17 protein-coding genes are annotated in these 17,661 nt (G+C 40.6%); 16 read left to right on the top strand and 1 reads right to left on the bottom strand.

The features are described 5' to 3' along the window. The first annotated feature begins 4 nt into the window (after positions 1-4). The 11 genes from CYP26_RS02815 (at position 5) to CYP26_RS10435 (ending at position 12,853) form a co-directional block, all read left to right on the top strand. Positions 5-343, top strand: coding sequence for a DUF6394 family protein (locus tag CYP26_RS02815; protein WP_002942000.1), 339 nt, complete (start codon positions 5-7; stop codon positions 341-343). 8 nt (positions 344-351) lie between these two features. Further along, positions 352-2,817 carry a leucine--tRNA ligase gene (leuS, locus tag CYP26_RS02810; protein WP_103630290.1) on the top strand — a complete coding sequence of 822 codons (2,466 nt, stop codon included), beginning with the start codon at positions 352-354 and terminating at the stop codon, positions 2,815-2,817. Between the two features lie 3 nt (positions 2,818-2,820). Next, positions 2,821-3,360, top strand: coding sequence for an LPS assembly lipoprotein LptE (lptE, locus tag CYP26_RS02805; RefSeq protein WP_103630289.1), 540 nt, complete (start codon positions 2,821-2,823; stop codon positions 3,358-3,360). Then, positions 3,341-4,915 (top strand): GGDEF domain-containing protein, encoded by a 1,575-nt coding sequence (locus CYP26_RS02800; RefSeq protein WP_103630288.1) that lies wholly within the window; start codon positions 3,341-3,343, stop codon positions 4,913-4,915. The genes lptE and CYP26_RS02800 overlap by 20 nt, the downstream gene beginning before the upstream one ends. Further along, positions 4,912-6,114 (top strand): Mur ligase family protein, encoded by a 1,203-nt coding sequence (locus tag CYP26_RS02795; RefSeq protein WP_103630287.1) that lies wholly within the window; start codon positions 4,912-4,914, stop codon positions 6,112-6,114. Before CYP26_RS02800 ends, CYP26_RS02795 begins: the two co-directional genes overlap by 4 nt. Beyond that, positions 6,095-9,040: a transcription-repair coupling factor gene (gene mfd / locus CYP26_RS02790; protein WP_103630286.1), complete on the top strand. Its 2,946-nt coding sequence runs from the start codon at positions 6,095-6,097 to the stop codon at positions 9,038-9,040. Before CYP26_RS02795 ends, mfd begins: the two co-directional genes overlap by 20 nt. Next, entirely contained in the window at positions 9,037-9,801 is a 765-nt protein-coding gene (locus CYP26_RS02785; RefSeq protein WP_103630285.1) for an ATP-binding protein, read from the top strand. Before mfd ends, CYP26_RS02785 begins: the two co-directional genes overlap by 4 nt. Next, positions 9,798-10,466: an endonuclease III domain-containing protein gene (locus tag CYP26_RS02780; protein WP_103630284.1), complete on the top strand. Its 669-nt coding sequence runs from the start codon at positions 9,798-9,800 to the stop codon at positions 10,464-10,466. Before CYP26_RS02785 ends, CYP26_RS02780 begins: the two co-directional genes overlap by 4 nt. Before the next feature lie 93 nt (positions 10,467-10,559). Beyond that, positions 10,560-11,465 (top strand): cysteine synthase A, encoded by a 906-nt coding sequence (gene cysK / locus CYP26_RS02775; RefSeq protein ID WP_103630283.1) that lies wholly within the window; start codon positions 10,560-10,562, stop codon positions 11,463-11,465. Between the two features lie 4 nt (positions 11,466-11,469). Continuing rightward, the gene (gene epsC, locus CYP26_RS02770; protein ID WP_103630282.1) at positions 11,470-12,021 is read left to right on the top strand and encodes a serine O-acetyltransferase EpsC; all 552 of its coding nucleotides are present in this window, start codon (positions 11,470-11,472) and stop codon (positions 12,019-12,021) included. A 40-nt stretch (positions 12,022-12,061) separates the two neighbouring features. Next, positions 12,062-12,853, top strand: coding sequence for a hypothetical protein (locus CYP26_RS10435; RefSeq protein ID WP_258031380.1), 792 nt, complete (start codon positions 12,062-12,064; stop codon positions 12,851-12,853). 24 nt (positions 12,854-12,877) lie between these two features. On the opposite strand, the gene CYP26_RS02760 is transcribed toward CYP26_RS10435, so the two are convergent. Further along, positions 12,878-13,180: a c-type cytochrome gene (locus CYP26_RS02760; RefSeq protein WP_087582377.1), complete on the bottom strand. Its 303-nt coding sequence runs from the start codon at positions 13,178-13,180 to the stop codon at positions 12,878-12,880. A gap of 92 nt (positions 13,181-13,272) precedes the next feature. On the opposite strand from CYP26_RS02760, the gene gmhB reads away from it, so the two are divergent. The 5 genes from gmhB to CYP26_RS02735 are packed head-to-tail and all read left to right on the top strand — an operon-like array spanning position 13,273 to position 17,126. Then, complete coding sequence (gene gmhB / locus CYP26_RS02755) at positions 13,273-13,788, top strand: D-glycero-beta-D-manno-heptose 1,7-bisphosphate 7-phosphatase (RefSeq protein ID WP_103630281.1); 516 nt, start codon at positions 13,273-13,275, stop codon at positions 13,786-13,788. Beyond that, complete coding sequence (gene rfaD / locus CYP26_RS02750; RefSeq protein ID WP_103630280.1) at positions 13,785-14,774, top strand: ADP-glyceromanno-heptose 6-epimerase; 990 nt, start codon at positions 13,785-13,787, stop codon at positions 14,772-14,774. Before gmhB ends, rfaD begins: the two co-directional genes overlap by 4 nt. Beyond that, entirely contained in the window at positions 14,767-16,185 is a 1,419-nt protein-coding gene (rfaE1, locus tag CYP26_RS02745; protein ID WP_103630279.1) for a D-glycero-beta-D-manno-heptose-7-phosphate kinase, read from the top strand. The genes rfaD and rfaE1 overlap by 8 nt, the downstream gene beginning before the upstream one ends. Further along, the gene (gene gmhA, locus CYP26_RS02740) at positions 16,160-16,729 is read left to right on the top strand and encodes a D-sedoheptulose 7-phosphate isomerase (RefSeq protein ID WP_103630278.1); all 570 of its coding nucleotides are present in this window, start codon (positions 16,160-16,162) and stop codon (positions 16,727-16,729) included. Before rfaE1 ends, gmhA begins: the two co-directional genes overlap by 26 nt. A gap of 1 nt (position 16,730) precedes the next feature. Next, complete coding sequence (locus CYP26_RS02735; RefSeq protein WP_103611238.1) at positions 16,731-17,126, top strand: SseB family protein; 396 nt, start codon at positions 16,731-16,733, stop codon at positions 17,124-17,126. Positions 17,127-17,661 lie beyond the last annotated feature (535 nt).

Here is a 17,661-nt window from a genome sequence, read left to right as displayed (position 1 = left end):
GATAATGAACTGGGGAAAAGTTATCTACATATTTTTTGCGCTGATGAGTCTTACGACTACGGCGGAGTTTTTATATGATAAAAATGAGATTGCCCTTTTTGTGGCAGCTAGTATAAATTTGGTTTCTACGCTACTTAAGATCGGCGTTAAAAATTTACTATCAGCTGAGCTTTTTGCTAGCTCGCTGGTTGCTGATTTGCACCTTATACCAGCTTTTGTTATTTTGCAAGTATCTGAAAATGCAACTCTTAGCTATTCGTTAGCTATTGGAGCAGTCATTGCAAATATCTTTTCACTAGCCTTGGTACTAATAGAATCAAGCAAATCACAAGAAGAATTTTAGGAGAAAAAATGGCTGAGAAGAGAAAATATGAGCCTTTAAAGATAGAAAAAAAGTGGCAAGAAATTTGGGATAAAAATGAAGAATTTGAACCAAAAGATGATCTAAGCTTGCCAAAAAAATATATCCTAAGTATGTTTCCATATCCAAGTGGACGCATACACATGGGGCATGTGAGAAACTACTCTATCGGCGATGCGCTGGCTAGATCATATAGAAAAAGCGGCTACAACGTGCTTCATCCTATCGGATTTGATAGCTTTGGTATGCCAGCTGAAAACGCAGCCATAAAACATAAAATTCACCCTAAAATTTGGACTTACGAAAACATCGACTATATGAAAAAGGAGCTTGCAAGCCTTGGCTTTTCGTTTTCTAAAAAGAGAATTTTAGCCACATCTGACCCACTTTACACAAAGTGGGAGCAAAGCTTTTTTATAAAGATGTTTGAAAAAGGGCTTGTTTATAGAAAAAATGCCATCGTAAACTGGTGTGAATACGATCAAACCGTGCTTGCAAACGAGCAGGTTGAAGACGGCAAATGCTGGAGGTGTGGTAATGATGTGGTGCAAAAAGAGCTTCCAGGATATTACTTCAATATCACAAAATACGCTAGCGAGCTACTTGATGACCTAAAACTTCTTGAAGGCAAATGGCCAAATCAAGTCATCACAATGCAAGAAAACTGGATCGGTAGAAGCTATGGGCTGGAGTTTAAATTTAGCCTTGATGAGGCATCAATGGAGATTTTGGGCGGTAAATTTGATGGTTTTGAGGTATTTACAACAAGACCTGACACGATTTATGGCGTTAGCTACACAGCCCTTGCGCCAGAGCATCCTATCGTAAAAGCACTTCTTGAAAGTGATAAATTTGATGAAAGCAAGAAGGCAAAGATAAAAACAATACTTAATCAAAGCCCAAGAGAGCGTCAAGCAAGCGATAAAGATGGAGAATTTTTAGGAATTTACGTCGTTCATCCACTTACAAATGAAAAGATCCCAGTTTGGGTTGCAAATTTCATCCTAGCTGACTACGGCAGTGGCGCTATCATGGCTGTTCCTGCGCACGATCAAAGAGACTTTGAGTTTGCAAGCAAATTTAATCTACCTATAAAACCTGTCGTAAAGCCACTTGAGGGCGAGAGTGACGGCTCTAAAGCTTACTCAGAATACGGCGTTTCTATAAATTCTGAGCTGATAAACGGACTTAATTCAGAAGAGGCTAAAAGCTTTATAATAGAGAAATTTGAAAAAGATGGGCTTGGTAAGAGGATCACAAACTACAAACTAAGAGATTGGGGAATTTCTCGCCAAAGATACTGGGGTGCGCCAATACCAGTTGTGCACTGCAAATGCTGCGGCGTAGTGCCTGAAAAAGAGGAAAATTTACCTATCGCGCTACCTGAAGATGTTGAGATTACAGGCGAGGGCAACCCACTTGATAAACACCCAACTTGGAAATTTACAAAGTGTCCAAAATGCGGCAAAGACGCGATCAGAGAGAGTGATACGATGGATACATTCGTAGAGAGTAGCTGGTATTTTGCTAGATTTGCAAGCGATGAGAAGACGTGGGAGCAAAAAGCGCTTGATGAAAAGAGCGTGAACTACTGGATGAATGTAGATCAGTATATCGGCGGTATCGAGCATGCGATCTTGCACCTTTTATACGCTAGATTTTTTCAAAAGGTTTTAAGGGATCTTGGCTATCTAAGAGATGATGAGCCATTTGAAAATTTACTTACTCAAGGCATGGTCTTAAAAGATGGCAAAAAGATGAGTAAAAGCAAGGGTAACGTCGTAGATCCTGATGATATCATAAATAGATATGGCGCCGATACGGCAAGGCTTTTTATCCTATTTGCAGCGCCTCCTCAAAAAGAGCTTGAGTGGAACGATAGCGCAGTTGAGGGCGCATTTAGGTTTTTAAATAGGCTTTGGGAGAAGGCGCAAACTATCAAAAAGATAGATAAGCTACCTGAGATAGATCATGAAAGTCTAAGCAAAGATGAGAAATTTGCAAGGCTAAAAATTTATGAAGCGCTTAAAAAATCAACTGAGGTTTTTGGCGATACATTTGCGTTTAATACTTTAATCGCTGCTTGCATGGAGGCACTAAACGCTATAAATGCGCAGGATAATGACGATGTAAATGCTGAGGGCTTTTTCATCATCTTAAATTTACTAGAGCCTATCGTGCCGCACATTGCAAATGAGCTTAGTGAGGAGCTTTTTGGTAGAAAAAATTTCACAAAGATAGCTGTAAAAGAAGAGGTCTTTGTAAAAGATAGCATCGCTCTTGCAGTTACAGTAAATGGCAAGAAAAGGGCTGAGTTTGAAGTGGCAGCGAGCGAGAGCGAGAGTGAAATTTTAAAACAAGCTAAGCAAAACGTGGCTAAATGGCTTGAAGGAAAAGAAATTTTAAAAGAGATTTATATAAAAGGCAAATTGGTAAATTTTGTCATTAAAGGATAAATTTTGAGATATTTTTTAGCGTTTTTTATTACGATATTTATATGCGGATGTGGCTATAAACCAGTTTCAAAGATCTCGCAGGATTTGGTTGGAGATAGAGTTTATGTTGATGTTATCATTAGCAAAGAAGAGCCAAAAAATAGTGTCTGGATAAAAGACGCCGTAAAAGAAGGCATGGTCGCAAGACTACATAAATCACTATCAAGCAAAGATAGTGCTGACACTACGATAATAGTTTCGGTAAAAAGCTTAAATTACGAGGCAATCATCTATGATGAATATGGCTATATCACATCTTATAAAGCTCTTTTAACTCTAAACTATAAAACCAAATTTAAAGATGGTCGTGTCGTAGATATACCTGCTACTGGCGAGTATGATTTTAGTGTGGCAAGACGTCAAAAGAGCGTAAGATACGCAGATAGTGTTATTAGCGATACTCAAAAATATGAAGCCATAAAAGAGGCTTCAAAAGAGGCGTTTGATGAGTACATCGCAAATTTAGCTGTAAAAGGATATAAAAATGGCAGCAGTAACCGTTAGTCAAATAGTCAAGGAAGCCTTAAGCGAGATAAAAGATCGCCATTTGATGCTAACGCCAGAAAACTACACCGAAGTTTATAATGAAATTTCTAAAAAATATGGCTTTACAACTGAAGAGAGCAAAAAGATAGAAAAATATATCTCAAGGCTTGGTGATGACTACAAGGCGCAAGCTATAAGTCTTCATATAAAAACGGTTGATGAGTTTGTTGCTTTTATGACCGCTAGGCTCTCTCATGGTGCTAAAAATGGCGCAACCCAAGTGGTCGATGATAAAAAGTTAAAGTCACTAAATGCCTTTGCAAGAAGAATTCTTCAAGCCATCTCTATGCTTCACAACAAAGATGCAAAAGCTCTAGCAGAGCAGGGTATGCAGCTACTTGCTAGAAGATATGATGAGAAAAATCTTGAAGAGATGTGCCTTAAATGGTTTGACTTTGTAAGCTCTTACGATACTGAATTTTTGGACTTTTTGAAATATTACGGTGTGAGAGACTTTGACGATCTAAAGACTATGAGCGCTGAGCTTGAGAAATTCTTATCTCAAAAAAATGAAAATGCAGAAGAAAACACTTTAGTTGAGCTTTTAAATTTTGCGCTTGAGCCTTCTATCACAAAGGAGCTTGGCGAGGAGCTTAGCACCATTAGAAGCGTTTTGAAACAAAATCCACAAAGCCTAAATAGCAAAGAATTTCAAGATAAGATAAAGGGCTTTGTCGATCGCAGGATAGAAGAGGATAGAAGCGAGATCATCGAAAAAGTTGGCTCGATAAATAATATCTTGCAAAACATAGGCGATAGAATTTCTGACATCGCAGCTAGCTCAAAAAGTAGTTCGGCTAAGGCGCAAAGCATCAAAAATGATCTTAAAAATGTAAATTTAAATGAAAATAGCATAGATCATGTAAAAAGTATGCTTATCGAGATCGCAGGTGCCTTGGAGATCGAGAGCAAGGAGCTTGGTCTTGAGATGAACAGCAAGCAAGCTACCATTTCTGAGCTTCAAAACAGGGTCACAAGCCTAGAAAAAGAGCTTGAAGCTGCTAAGCTTGAGAGCAAAGAGGACTTTTTGACAAAAGTGGCTACAAAAAGAGCTTTAATGAGTGAAATTCAGCGTATCGAGGAGGCTTATAAACGTTACGGCACGGACTATTCGATCTGCTTTGTTGATATTGACTTCTTTAAAAAGATAAACGATACCTACGGACACGAGGCTGGCGATGTGATCCTTTCAGCCGTGGCTCAAGTGCTTAAGAAAAATGCTAGAAAGGTTGATTTTGTCGGTAGATACGGCGGCGAGGAATTTGTCATTTTGCTACCAAGTACGAGCTTAAAAGATGGTGTTAGATTTGGCGAGAAGCTAAGAAGTATGATCGAAAATTTCAAATTTATCTATAAAAATGAGCGCATTAAAGTTACTATTAGCTCTGGTGTGGCGACAAGAAGTGCAAATTTAAGCGATACGATGACGCTTGAGGGCGCTGATAAGATGCTCTATCTTTCAAAAGAGGGCGGCAGAAACCAAGTCATGCCAAAGATAATCGAGGAAAAATGAGCCTAGCGAAATTTCTTGACGGCAAGCCACTTTACTACAAAGAGATCGACTATGGTAGGATCATAAGGGCTTATGATACGATCAAAGGTCATCTAAAACCTTTTAAGATAATCCACATCATCGGCACAAATGGCAAAGGTAGCACGGGCCGCTTTTTAGCGCAAATTTTAAGCCAAAATGGGGCAAAAGTAGGCCACTACACAAGCCCACATATATTTAAATTTAACGAGCGATTTTGGTTAAATGGCGAGGTCGCTAGTGATGAAATTTTAGAGAGAGCTCATGAGCGTTTGCAAGCTCTTTTGAGTGATGAGTACAAGATAAAAACGAGCTATTTTGAGTATATGACGCTGCTTTCTGCAGTTCTTTTTGAGGGTTGCAACTATTTTGTCTGCGAGGCTGGCATGGGCGGCGTGCTGGATGCGACAAATGTCTTTGAAAAAGAGCTAAGCATCTTTACTCCGATCGGCTTTGACCACACGGCGATATTAGGCAACAGCTTAGAAGAAATTTCACGCACGAAATTTGAAGCCATGGGTAAAAGAGCTATTTTAAATGATGAGATGAACGAGATAAGTATCGCTATCGCAAGAGAGATCGCAAGCGAAAAAGGCGCAACTCTGAGCTTTCCAAGAGAAATTTTAGCCAAAGAAAATTTAAACGAGATCGCAAACTACGCAGATAAATTTAATCTACCAGAGTTTTTGCGCTCAAATTTAACTCTAGCCTACGCCGCGGCTAAAATTTTAGATAGCAGCATAGATATCAAAAAGCTTGGCGCTTTATCGCTTCGTGGTAGATGTGAAAAGATCGATTCAAATTTATATGTGGATGTCGGTCACAACGAGCTTGGCGCAAAGGCTGTGGCTAAGAAATTTAGCTCTGATGAATTTAGTGGCAAAAAACTAACGCTAGTTTATAACTCATTTTTGGATAAAGACTTCAAGGCAGTTTTGGCAGCTCTAAAGCCAGTCGTTGAGAGCGTGCTGCTTTATCACTACCACTGCGAGGGCAGGGAGCTTGGCGGAGAGCTCATAAACAAAGCGCTAAACGAGCTTGAAATTTCGCATAGAGAGTTTGAGCCAAGCGATATGAACGATATAAAAGAGGCAAAAAACGGCAAAATTTACCTAGCATTTGGCTCGTTTCACCTAGCCGAAGCCTTTTTAAAAGAGTACTATGCAAGCAAAGGTCTATGAGTATCTTTTAACGCATGCCCCACAAATTCTCATCTGCGAAGATGACAAAGAGGCGGCACTCTGCGCTGATGCAGCCAGTTTTGCTGGCTTTAGCGCATTTAAACTACCTGATTTTAGAGCTAAAAAGGGCGATGATCTAAGAAGCTTTAACGAAGAGCTTTTTGAAATTTCATCCGTGCTTAGCAAATACTATAAATTTGATGGCAAAAAGATCATCATAAGCCCATTTAGCACGCTTTTAAACCCACTTCCAACGCAAAAAAACCTAGAAAGCTCAACAATCAAGCTAAAAGATAATCTAAATTTAAACGAATTTGCCGACTTGCTCATACGCTTTGGCTACGAGTGCGTCGATATCGTTGAGAGCGTTGGTGAGTTTAGCATACGTGGCGAAGTCGTGGACATTTACGGCGTAAATATGGACGATCCTGTTAGAATTTTGCTCTTTGGCGATGAGGTGGAGAGCATTAGAAACTATAACACCTCCACGCAAATTAGCAATAAAAATGAGCTAAGCGAAGCCGAGATCGTGCCATTTATCGCAAATCTTAGCAAAGATGAGTTTGAAAAAGTGAGCCAAAAGATCGAGGATATGCAAAGCGACGCCTTGGTGAGCGACCTAAATTCGCTTGGATTTTGGGCGATAGATAGCTTTAGCGACTACTTAAAAGAATTTGACTCAAAGCTGGTTAAAAAGATAGATTTTGAAATTTATGATGCGGCTGAGGAGAAATTTAAGGGCATTGAAATTTTGCCTGAGCCAAAGGTTTATAAAGACCTAGAAGTTACTTTAAATTTTGACTTTTTTGAACTAAATAAGAGCAAAAATATAACCGTTCTTTCAAGAAACGAAGGGCTTTTTAAGGGCTATGAGCTTGATAGCTTTGCCAACGTAAAGCTTGAAATTTCGCCCCTTGTAGTAAATTTAACCTCAAGCGACAAGATCGTAGTCTCACTAAATAAATTTGAGAAAAAAAGGCGAGTAAAACGCTCAAGCCTCGTGGTTGATGAGCTAAAAGTAAATGACTACGTTGTGCATGAAGAGTATGGTATAGGCCGTTTTTTGGGGCTTGAAAAGATCAAAGTTTTGGGTGCGACTAAAGAATTTGTGGTTATCGCCTACCAAAATGACGACAAGCTTCTTTTGCCGGTTGAACATCTAAATTTGATAGATCGCTACATCGCGCAAAATGGCTCTATGGCAGTGCTTGATCGCCTTGGCAAGGCAAATTTTGCCAAGATAAAAGAGAAGGTTAGAGAAAAACTCTTCGCGATCGCCTCAAAGATCGTAGCGATGGCAGCAAAAAGGGAGCTAATCGCAGGCAAAATTTTACAAAAAGAGGATATCTCTTATCTAAATTTCGTCCAAGATGCTGGTTTTTCATACACGAGTGATCAGCAAAAGGCGGTAAATGATATAAAAGATGAGCTAAAAAGCGGTAAGGTGATGGATAGACTGCTTAGCGGCGATGTTGGCTTTGGCAAGACTGAAGTTGCGATGAACGCTATATTTATCTGCATAAAATCAGGCTTTAGTGCATTTTTCTTCGTGCCAACGACACTCCTTAGCTCGCAGCACTACAAGACGCTAAGCCAAAGATTTAGCAAATTTGGCATAAAGGTCTTTAGGCTGGATCGCTTCTCAAGTGCTAAAGAAAAGGCAAGCTTGCAAAAAGCACTAAAAGAAAATGAGCCCATAGTTTGCGTGGGTACGCATGCGCTTCTTGGCGTAAAGGCTGAAAATTTAGGGCTTATCGTGGTTGATGAAGAGCATAAATTTGGTGTTAAACAAAAAGAGCAACTAAAAGAAATTTCTCAGCACTCACACATCTTAAGCATGAGCGCCACGCCGATACCAAGAAGCCTAAATATGGCGCTTAGCAAGATAAAAACATATAGCATTTTAGCCACTCCGCCAAGCTCGAGGCTCGATGTGAGAACGAGCGTGAGAGAGTGGGACGAAAAGGTCGTTAAAGAGGCTATCATGCGTGAGCTAAGACGTGGCGGACAGGTCTTTTACATCCACAACCACATCGCTGACATCGAGCAGACGGCAAATGATCTAAGAAAAATTTTGCCAAAGCTTAGAATTTTGATACTTCACTCGAAGGTAAATGCGAAAGTCACTGAAGATGAGATGATGAAATTTGAGCGTGGCGAGTATGACTTACTACTTTGCACCAGCATCGTTGAAAGCGGCATCCACCTGCCAAATGCAAACACCATAATCGTAGAAAATGCTAATAAATTTGGCATGGCTGACCTGCACCAGCTGCGCGGTCGCGTGGGTAGAAGCGACAAGCAGGCTTATTGCTACTTTTTGGTTGAGGATAAAGATGCCGTTAGCAAAGACGCGCTAAAACGACTTGTGGCCCTTGAGGGCAACTCATTTTTGGGCGCTGGCTCGGTGCTAGCCTATCACGACCTTGAGATAAGGGGTGGTGGTAATATCATCGGCGAAGCACAAAGCGGTCACATCGAGGCTATCGGCTACTCGCTATATCTAAAAATGCTAGAAGATGAGATCAACAAGCTTCTTAATCAAGACTCCGCAAAGCTTGATAAGATCGATCTAAAGCTTAGTGTGAGCGCCTTTTTAAATCAAGAATTTATAAGAGAAGATAGGCTCAGGCTTGAAATTTATAGACGCCTTAGCAAGTGCAAAGAGGTCGCCGAGGTCTATGAGATACAAAGCGAGCTTGAGGATAGATTTGGCAAGATTGATACCTTTACAAAGCAGTTTTTAGACCTTATCATCATCAAAATTTTAGCTCTAAAAGCTGGCATAAAGACGATCTCAAACAGCGAGCAAAATATACTAATAACAAAAAATGACGACGAGAAGATCAGGCTAAAGTCACGCAGCAAGGACGACGACGATGTTTTGGCTGAAATTTTGGTCTATCTAAGAAAGGATAAGAGATGATAGATTGGGGCGTGAAGTACGCAGCGATATATAAGAGCACAAAAGGGATGCTAAAGCCGGTTGAGGATATCGATTTTGTTGATATTGACTCACTTTATGGATTGGAGAAACAAAAGGAAATTTTACTACAAAACACACTAAATTTCATCGACGGCAAAGAGGCAAACCACGTGCTTCTTTGGGGCGAGAGAGGATGTGGCAAGTCAAGCCTTGTAAGGGCTGTTTTTACTAAATTTTATAAAGAGGGACTTCGTATCATTGAGATTGGCTGCGAGGATCTAAAATACCTTGGCGACATTATCGATGAGATCAGAAAAAGCGAGTTTAAATTTATCATTTTTTGTGACGACCTAAGCTTTGAAAATGGCAACAATGAGTATAAATTTCTAAAGCCTATCATGGATGGCTCTATTCAAAAGCCGCCAAAAAACGTCCTTTTATATGCCACTTCAAACCGTAGGCATCTAATAAGCGAGTTTAAAAGCGAAAATGAAAACTCAGAGCTAATAGACGGAGAAATTCACTACAGCGACGCAGCTCAGGAGAAAATTTCGCTCTCAGACCGCTTTGGACTTTGGATCAGCTTTTATCAAGGCAATTACGATGAGTACCTAAAAATGGTTGATTTTTACTTTAAAGACTACGCAGGCGACAAAGATGAGCTTCACACGCTTGCTAAAAATTTCGCCACCCTTAGAGCTAGCAGAAGCGGTAGGACAGCAAAGCAGTTTTATCTAACTTTTAAAGAAAATTTAAAATGAGATCAACTGATCTGTTTTTGGCTCTACTAAATCACAAAATTAGAAATTTTGACGAGCTAAAATGGCCAGGCGAGGGCACTTTCGAGGTCATTTTGGGCGCTATTTTGGTGCAAAATACCAACTGGAAAAACGTTGAAAAAGCGCTGGATAATCTAAAAAAAGCGAGCAAAGATAGCCTGCAAGGCATTTGCACGCTTGAAAACAGCGAGCTTGCCACGCTCATAAAGCCAAGTGGCTTTTACAACACAAAGGCAAAACGGCTAAAGACGCTTTGCCTAGCTATAAAAAATGAATTTGAGAGCTTTGATAATTTTAAAGAAAACGCTAGCCGTGAGTGGCTCATAAGCGTAAAAGGCGTTGGCGCTGAGACTTGTGATGCGATACTTGCTTATGCTTGCGGCAAGCCTTATATGGTCGTTGATGCTTATGCGCTTAGGATAATGGCATATTTTGACTACATTTTTGAGAGCTACGACGAAGCGGCTGAGTGGTTTAGCTCGCTTGATTATGATGAAATTTATAAATTTCTTGATAGTGAGAAATTTGACGAAACTGAGGTTTTAAAGCTCTATCATGCGCTTATTTTGGAGTTTTGCAAAGAGAATTTCAAAGGCAAAATTTTAAGCCAAAGCGGACAAGAGGTGCTTGATAGCATTAAAAACTAAATTTTTATTTTAAATTTAGCGCAAATTAGGACTTTTTATGTTTTATTTTAAATTCTATGCTAAATTTACGAGAAATTTATTTTAGGAGGAGTGATGATCTACGATAACATCGTAAAAACGATCGGTAATACACCTATCGTAAAGATTAAAACAGGTGCTGACGAGGCTGAAATTTACGTAAAATTAGAGTTTTTTAACCCAGGCGGCTCTGTAAAAGATAGGATCGCATTTAATATGATCACAAAAATGCTAGCTGATGGCACACTAAAACATGGCGACACTATCGTTGAGCCAACAAGCGGCAACACAGGCATCGGCGTAGCTATGTGCGGTGCTGCGCTTGGCTTTAAAGTGATCCTTTGCATGCCTGAGAGCATGAGTATCGAAAGACGCAAGATCGTTGCAGCTTATGGCGCTCATCTTGAGCTAACTCCTGCAGCTGGCGGTATGAAAGCAGCGATTGCAAGAGCTACTGAGCTAGCTTCTCAGCCAAATCACGTAATGCTAAGCCAGTTTGAAAACAAGTACAACCCACAAGCTCACGAGCTAACAACAGCTGCTGAGATCGTGGCTGATTTTAGCAGGCTTGATGCCTTTGTAGCAGGCGTTGGCACAGGCGGCACGATAAGCGGCGTGGCAAAGGTTCTAAAAGAAAAAGGCTATGACACTAAGATCATCGCAGTAGAGCCTGAGGCATCACCAGTTTTAAGTGGCGGCAACCCAGGACCACATAAAATTCAAGGCATCGGAGCTGGATTTTTACCAAATACAATGGATATGAGCCTAGTTAGCGAAGTAGAAAAAGTAAGCAACGATGACGCACTAAACGCAGCTAGAGCGATCGCAAAGAGCGATGGTTTGATGATAGGCATAAGCGGCGGCGCTTCTTATGTGGCTGCAAAAAGAGTGGCTAAAAGACTTGGCGCTGGCAAAAAAGTGCTTTTCATAGCTCCAGATAACGGCGAGAGATACCTAAGTACAGAGCTTTACGGAGCGTAAAATTATGTGGGAGAGTCTAAAAGAGCTAGTTCAAACCGTCCGTGAAAAAGACCCATCGGTGCATAGTTGTTGCTTTTTGGCGATACTTATAAACACTCCTGGCATCCATGCGGTTTTATTTCACAAAATTTCACATTTTTTATATGAAAAAAAGTGGTTTTTTCTAGCTAGACTCATCTCGCAAATAGCAAGATTTCTAACAGGCATCGAGATCCACCCAGGGGCTAAGATCGGTAGGAGATTTTTCATAGATCACGGCATGGGTGTGGTTATCGGTGAGACGGCGGAGATCGGCGATGATGTGATGATGTATCATCAAGTGACACTTGGCGGCACTGGAAAAGAGTGTGGCAAACGCCATCCAACCATTAAAAATGACGTGACTATCGCCGCTGGCTCAAAGATACTTGGGGCTATAACGATCGGCGAAAATGCCAAGATCGGTGCAAACTCGGTCGTGCTAAAAAATGTCCCAGCAAACGCAACTGTCGTTGGCATACCAGCAAGGGTTGTCAGGGTAAATGGCTCTAAATTTGAACCAGAATTTATCATCTAAAAGCAAAATTTGATCTCCCCGCGCAGCAAGGAAAGCTAAAATGCAACTTTTTGATACGGAAAATTTACTATCCATTATGTTACCAGCGTTTTTTAGCTTTGCGCTGCCTATTATAATATTTGTCATTTTAGTAAATTTGATAACAAAATTTATCAGGCGAAAACTGCGCCAAAAAACTTACGTAAAATTTAATCAAAGAAATATAGCTGATACATTTAGCGCAAAAGAGATAGCGAAGAAATTTGACAAAAAGGCAAAAGATGTAAATTTGGCTTTGCTAAATTTGGGCTTTATAAAAAAATGTGACAACGGCTACAACGTGACAGATGTTGGCAAATACTATGGTGGCAAGCAAAACTACTATATGGGCAGTGCTAGCGTTAGGTGGGATGAGAGGATAGTTTATAACGAAAATTTCATGGATGAAATAGCAAAAATCGGCGCAAAAGTAGCCAAAGAAGAGCAAAAAGAAGATTTTAGAGAGAAATTTAAGGCCGAGTACCGAACAAGCGACGGCCACTACGTAAGAAGCAGGGCAGAGCTAGTCATCGCAAACTGGCTTTTTGCTGAGGGCATAGCCTACGCTTATGAAAAAAGAGTGCCGATAAAAGAGGACATATATTGTGATTTTTACATACCAAAAGGCAAGGTCTATGTTGAATTTTGGGGCTTGAAAGATGACGAGGCGTATATAAAAAGAAAAGAGCAAAAGATAGAGCTTTATAAAAAATACAATCTAAATTTAATAGAAATAGACAACAATACAATCAACAACATCGATGACTATCTGCCAAAAGAGCTTTTGAAATTTGGTGTGAGTTTAAATTTGTAGAAAAAGGGGCGAGCGCCCCTATAATTATTTTAGTGTTTGGATGTATTCTGCAACTGCTTTGATGTCGTCGTCGCTCATTGGAGTAGCGATCGGTTTCATCATAGCGCCAAGACCAAATTTATTTGCTCCTGTTTTGTAGCCTTTTAGAGCTGCTTCGATAGCTGCTGCATCAAGTGATGTTAAAGCTGGAACTTTGTTATTGAAAACTTTTTCAGCTTTAGCGCCATGACAGGCAACGCATTTTTTATAGATAGTAGCGCCATCTGCAGCGAAAGCAGCAGTTGAAAGTAGTGCTGCAACACTTGAAACGATTAGTAGTTTTTTCATTTGTCATCCTTTTTAAAAAACGTGCCGGCATTATAATACAAAAATGTAAATTTGCAAGGGGCGGGTTAAAATATTTTGGCTATAATCACCAAATGATAAAAGAAACAGCCAATAAAGCACTTTTTTTAGACCGAGATGGCGTCATAAATGAGGACGCTGGATACGTTTGCGAGATCAAAGACTTTAAATTTATTGATGGCATTTTTGATGCGTTGAGGGAATTTGCTGAGGCTGGCTACAAGCTCTTTGTCGTGACAAACCAGTCAGGCATCGGCAGGGGCTACTACACACAGGAGCAGTTTGACGCTCTAAACAAATTTATGCTAGAAAGCTTTAAAAAAGAGCAAATTTTTATCACCAAAGTCTATTTTTGCCCGCACGCTCCAGAGCAAAAATGCACCTGCAGAAAGCCAAATCCAAAAATGATACTTGATGCTTACAAAGAGTTTAACATAGACCTTGAAAACTCGCTCATGATAGGCGATAAGCCAAGCGACGTCGAGGCTGGCAAAAGGGCAGGTGTGGGTAGAAATTTCTTGCTTGATGGCATAAATTTTAAAGATGTAAGAGATGTTTTAAATAAGCTAAAAAAGGAAAAATCACTATGAATTTAAACGGAAAAAAGATAGTTATAACTGGCGGTGCTGGCTTTATCGGCTCAGCTTTGGCGCACTATTTTGATGAAAACTATAAAGACGCTCACGTGCTTGTAGTGGATAAATTTAGAAACGACGAGACATTTAGCAATGGCAACCTAAAAAGCTTTGGACATTTTAAAAATTTACTTGGCTTTAAGGGTGAAATTTACGCTGGCAACATCAACGATCTTAGCACGCTTGAGAAGATAAGAAATTTTGCTCCAGACGTCATCTACCACGAGGCAGCGATCTCAGATACGACCGTAAAAGAGCAAGATGAGCTAATAAAAACAAATGTAAATGCCTTTGTAAATTTACTTGACATCTGCGAGAGTTTGGGCGCAAAGATGATCTATGCTAGCTCAGGGGCGACTTATGGTAACGCAAAGAGCCCACAAACCGTTGGCGAGTGCGAAGCGCCAAATAACGTATATGGCTTTAGCAAGCTAAGCATGGATAATATCAATAAAATTTACGCAAAGCGCGGCGTGAGCGTGGTTGGGCTGAGGTATTTTAATGTCTTTGGCAAGGGTGAGTTTTTTAAAAATAAAACCGCCTCGATGGTGCTGCAGTTTGGTCTGCAAATTTTAGCTGGCAGGACCCCAAGGCTCTTTGAGGGTAGCGACCAGATCAAGCGTGACTTTGTCTATATAAAAGATATCATTGACGCAAATATCAAAGCACTTGACGCGCCAAGTGGCGTATATAACGCAGCTACTGGCAAGGCAAGGAGCTTTCAAGATATCGCTGACATCTTGCAGCGCGAGATCGGCGTAAATTTAGGCAACGAATACATAAAAAACCCATTTATCGGCTCATATCAGTTTCACACCGAGGCCGATGTCACCCCAGCACGCGAGGCATTTGGCTTTAGCGCGACTTGGAGCTTGGAAGAGGCGGTAAAAGACTACTTGCCAGAGATAAAGAGAATTTATAAGGAAGAGATAAATGGCTAAGAGAGTTAAAATTTTAGTCGTAGGCGATCTCATGCTGGACCACTACATCTGGGGCAGTTGCGAGCGCATCTCGCCTGAAGCGCCAGTGCAGGTTGTTAAGATAAATAACGAAACCTATACGCTTGGTGGCGCTGGCAATGTGGTGAGAAATTTACTCTCCCTTGGCGCAAATGTGAGCGTGGCTAGCGTTTTGGGCGATGACGAGGCTGGCAAAAAGATAAAAGAGAAGCTTGCCGAGCTAAATGTAAAAGATGAGCTGATCCTTACTGAAAAAGGGCGTGAAAGCTCGATAAAAAGCCGTATCATGGCATCTCACCAGCAAGTTGTCAGGATCGATAAAGAGAGCGTTGTCAAGATAAATTTAGAAGATGAGCTTGTCTTAAAAGTCAAAGAAAATCTTGCAAATTTCAAGGCCGTCTTGCTAAGTGACTACGGCAAAGGCGTGCTTAGCGAGAAGGTTTGTCAAGAGATCATAAACGAGTGCGTGAGGCTAAAGATCCCAGTTCTTATCGATCCAAAAGGTAGTGACTACTCAAAGTATAAAAACGCGACCCTTCTAACGCCAAATAAAAAAGAGGCGAGCGAGGCTACAAATTTAAAGATAAAAGATAAGGCCGAACTTGAAAAGGCGATAAAACAGCTAAAAGACGAGCTAAATTTAACCTATTCGATCATCACGATCTCAGAAGAGGGAATCGCGCTATATGACGACAGGCTGCACATATTTGCGGCAAAAGCAAAAGAGGTCTTTGACGTCACTGGCGCTGGAGATACGGTGCTAGCGACACTTGGCTACATGCTAGCAAACGGGGCTGATATAAAAGAGGCGATAAAGATAGCAAACCTCGCTGCAGCCGTCGTCGTGGCAAAGATCGGCAGCGCAACGGCTAGCTTTAGCGAGATCGAGCAGCTGCTAAATAGCTCATTTGGGGCAAATTTCGAACACAAGCTTAAAAGCGTTGAGGAGCTAGAAGAAATTTTGAGCCAAAAGGGCAAGAAAAAGGTCGTTTTCACAAATGGCTGCTTTGATATCTTGCACGCTGGACACGTAAAATACCTAGCCCGTGCAAGGGAGCTTGGCGATCTTTTGGTCGTTGGGCTAAATTCAGACGCTTCAGTTAAGAGGCTAAAAGGCGAAGCAAGGCCTATAAACTCGCAAGATGACAGAGCTTGCGTGCTAAGCGGGCTTGGATTTGTTGATTACGTCGCGATATTTGATGAGGATACGCCTTTAAATTTGATAACAAAGATAAAGCCAGACGTGCTTGTAAAAGGGGCTGACTACAAGGGCAAAGAGGTCGTTGGCAGCGAGATCGTAAAAGAGGTCAAGCTGATTGACTTTGTCGAGGGCAAAAGCACAACAGGGATAATAAAAAGGATAAAAGATGCTAAAAACAATGATAAAAAATGAGCTCGAGGCTCACCAAAAGACCTTTAACGAGCATTTAAATTTGCTAGATAGCCTAGAGCGCGCTTGCCAGATGGTGGCTGATACGCTAAAAAATGGCAAAAAGGTGCTCATTTGCGGTAACGGCGGCTCTGCGGCGGACGCTCAGCACTTTGCAGCCGAGCTAACTGGCAGATATAAAAGCGAGCGCCAGCCACTTCCAGGCATCGCGCTAACTACCGATACTTCGGCACTTACAGCCATTGGCAACGACTACGGCTTTGACTATGTTTTTTCACGCCAGTTTGAGGCCTTGGCTCAGCCAGGCGACTTGCTCGTGGCGATCTCAACGAGTGGCAACAGCAAAAATGTCCTTGAAGCTATAAAAAGTGCCAAGAAAATGGGCGTATCGGTGCTTGGACTTAGCGGCAAAGGCGGTGGTGCGATGAATGAAGGATGTGATCTAAATTTAGTCGTTAGCTCAAGCGATACAGCAAGAATTCAAGAGTCGCACATCTTTTTCATACACACGATCTGCCAAGCTGTAGATGAGGCTTTTAAGGGCTAAAATGCAAGAAGCGATGGATAAATTTTTAAGTGATCCTAGCCAGCAAAATGAGATAAATTTGATATCGGCTTTAAAAAAGGCTACTTTTTTTGCTCCAGTGCTTTTAAACCAAGCGCTCGCAAAGCCTGATGGTGGTGTAGTTTATGAGGAGGAGGGCTCAAATATCAAATTTATCCTGCTTGAAGATGAGGGCGAGAAGCTTAGCTATTTTCCGGCATTTACAAGCAAAGAGGCGATGAAGCTTTGGCGAAACGACAGCGAGCAAGAAAGCATAGAGATAGGTCTAAAAGAGTATCTTGCGATGCTAAAAGAGAGCAGTTATGCTGGCGTCGTTGTGGATGCTTTTAGCTATGACTTTGTGCTAAAAAGAGAGCTGATAGAAAAAATCCTCGCCTAGCGCGTAATAAAATTTATAAAATTTTACGTATTATTTTATGCAAAAGGATTTGATGAGGTAAATTTAGACTGCTGGATTGTTTAAATTTATTTTATGGGCTGGCTTTTTGCTGTGATCGGCGCTGGTTTATAAATTTGACTTGTTGGACGCGTTTATTAAATTTGATATTGTAGATGGGCTAAATTTAATAAGCAACAAATTTCACTATCTCGTTTGTAAAATTTAGTTTTGTATATATTTGTTTGTTGGTAGAAAAGTTAAATTTGATATACGATTTTATAGCCACAAGACCGCTATGAATTTTAAATTTAAGTTGAAGATCGGCAGCTATCCTGCAACAAAGATATGTGTATCAATTTTACCGATAGAAATTTTAAATTTTGCAGACTTAACGCTTTAGTGTGAGGATCATAAGGGTAAAATTTAGCGTTAAAAACTTTAATTTTGTTCTTTTGTGGATTAAATTTATAGCCTTTATACTCTAAATTTAAATGCAAAAGCAGTTTATCTCAGAGATAAAATAACTAAAATCAAA

Source organism: Campylobacter concisus (genome assembly GCF_002913225.1).
In the GTDB taxonomy this organism is placed as follows: Bacteria; Campylobacterota; Campylobacteria; order Campylobacterales; family Campylobacteraceae; genus Campylobacter_A; species Campylobacter_A concisus_J.
The sequence above is the reverse complement of the archived record's forward strand: the minus strand, read 5'-3'. Positions and strand labels throughout refer to the sequence as shown.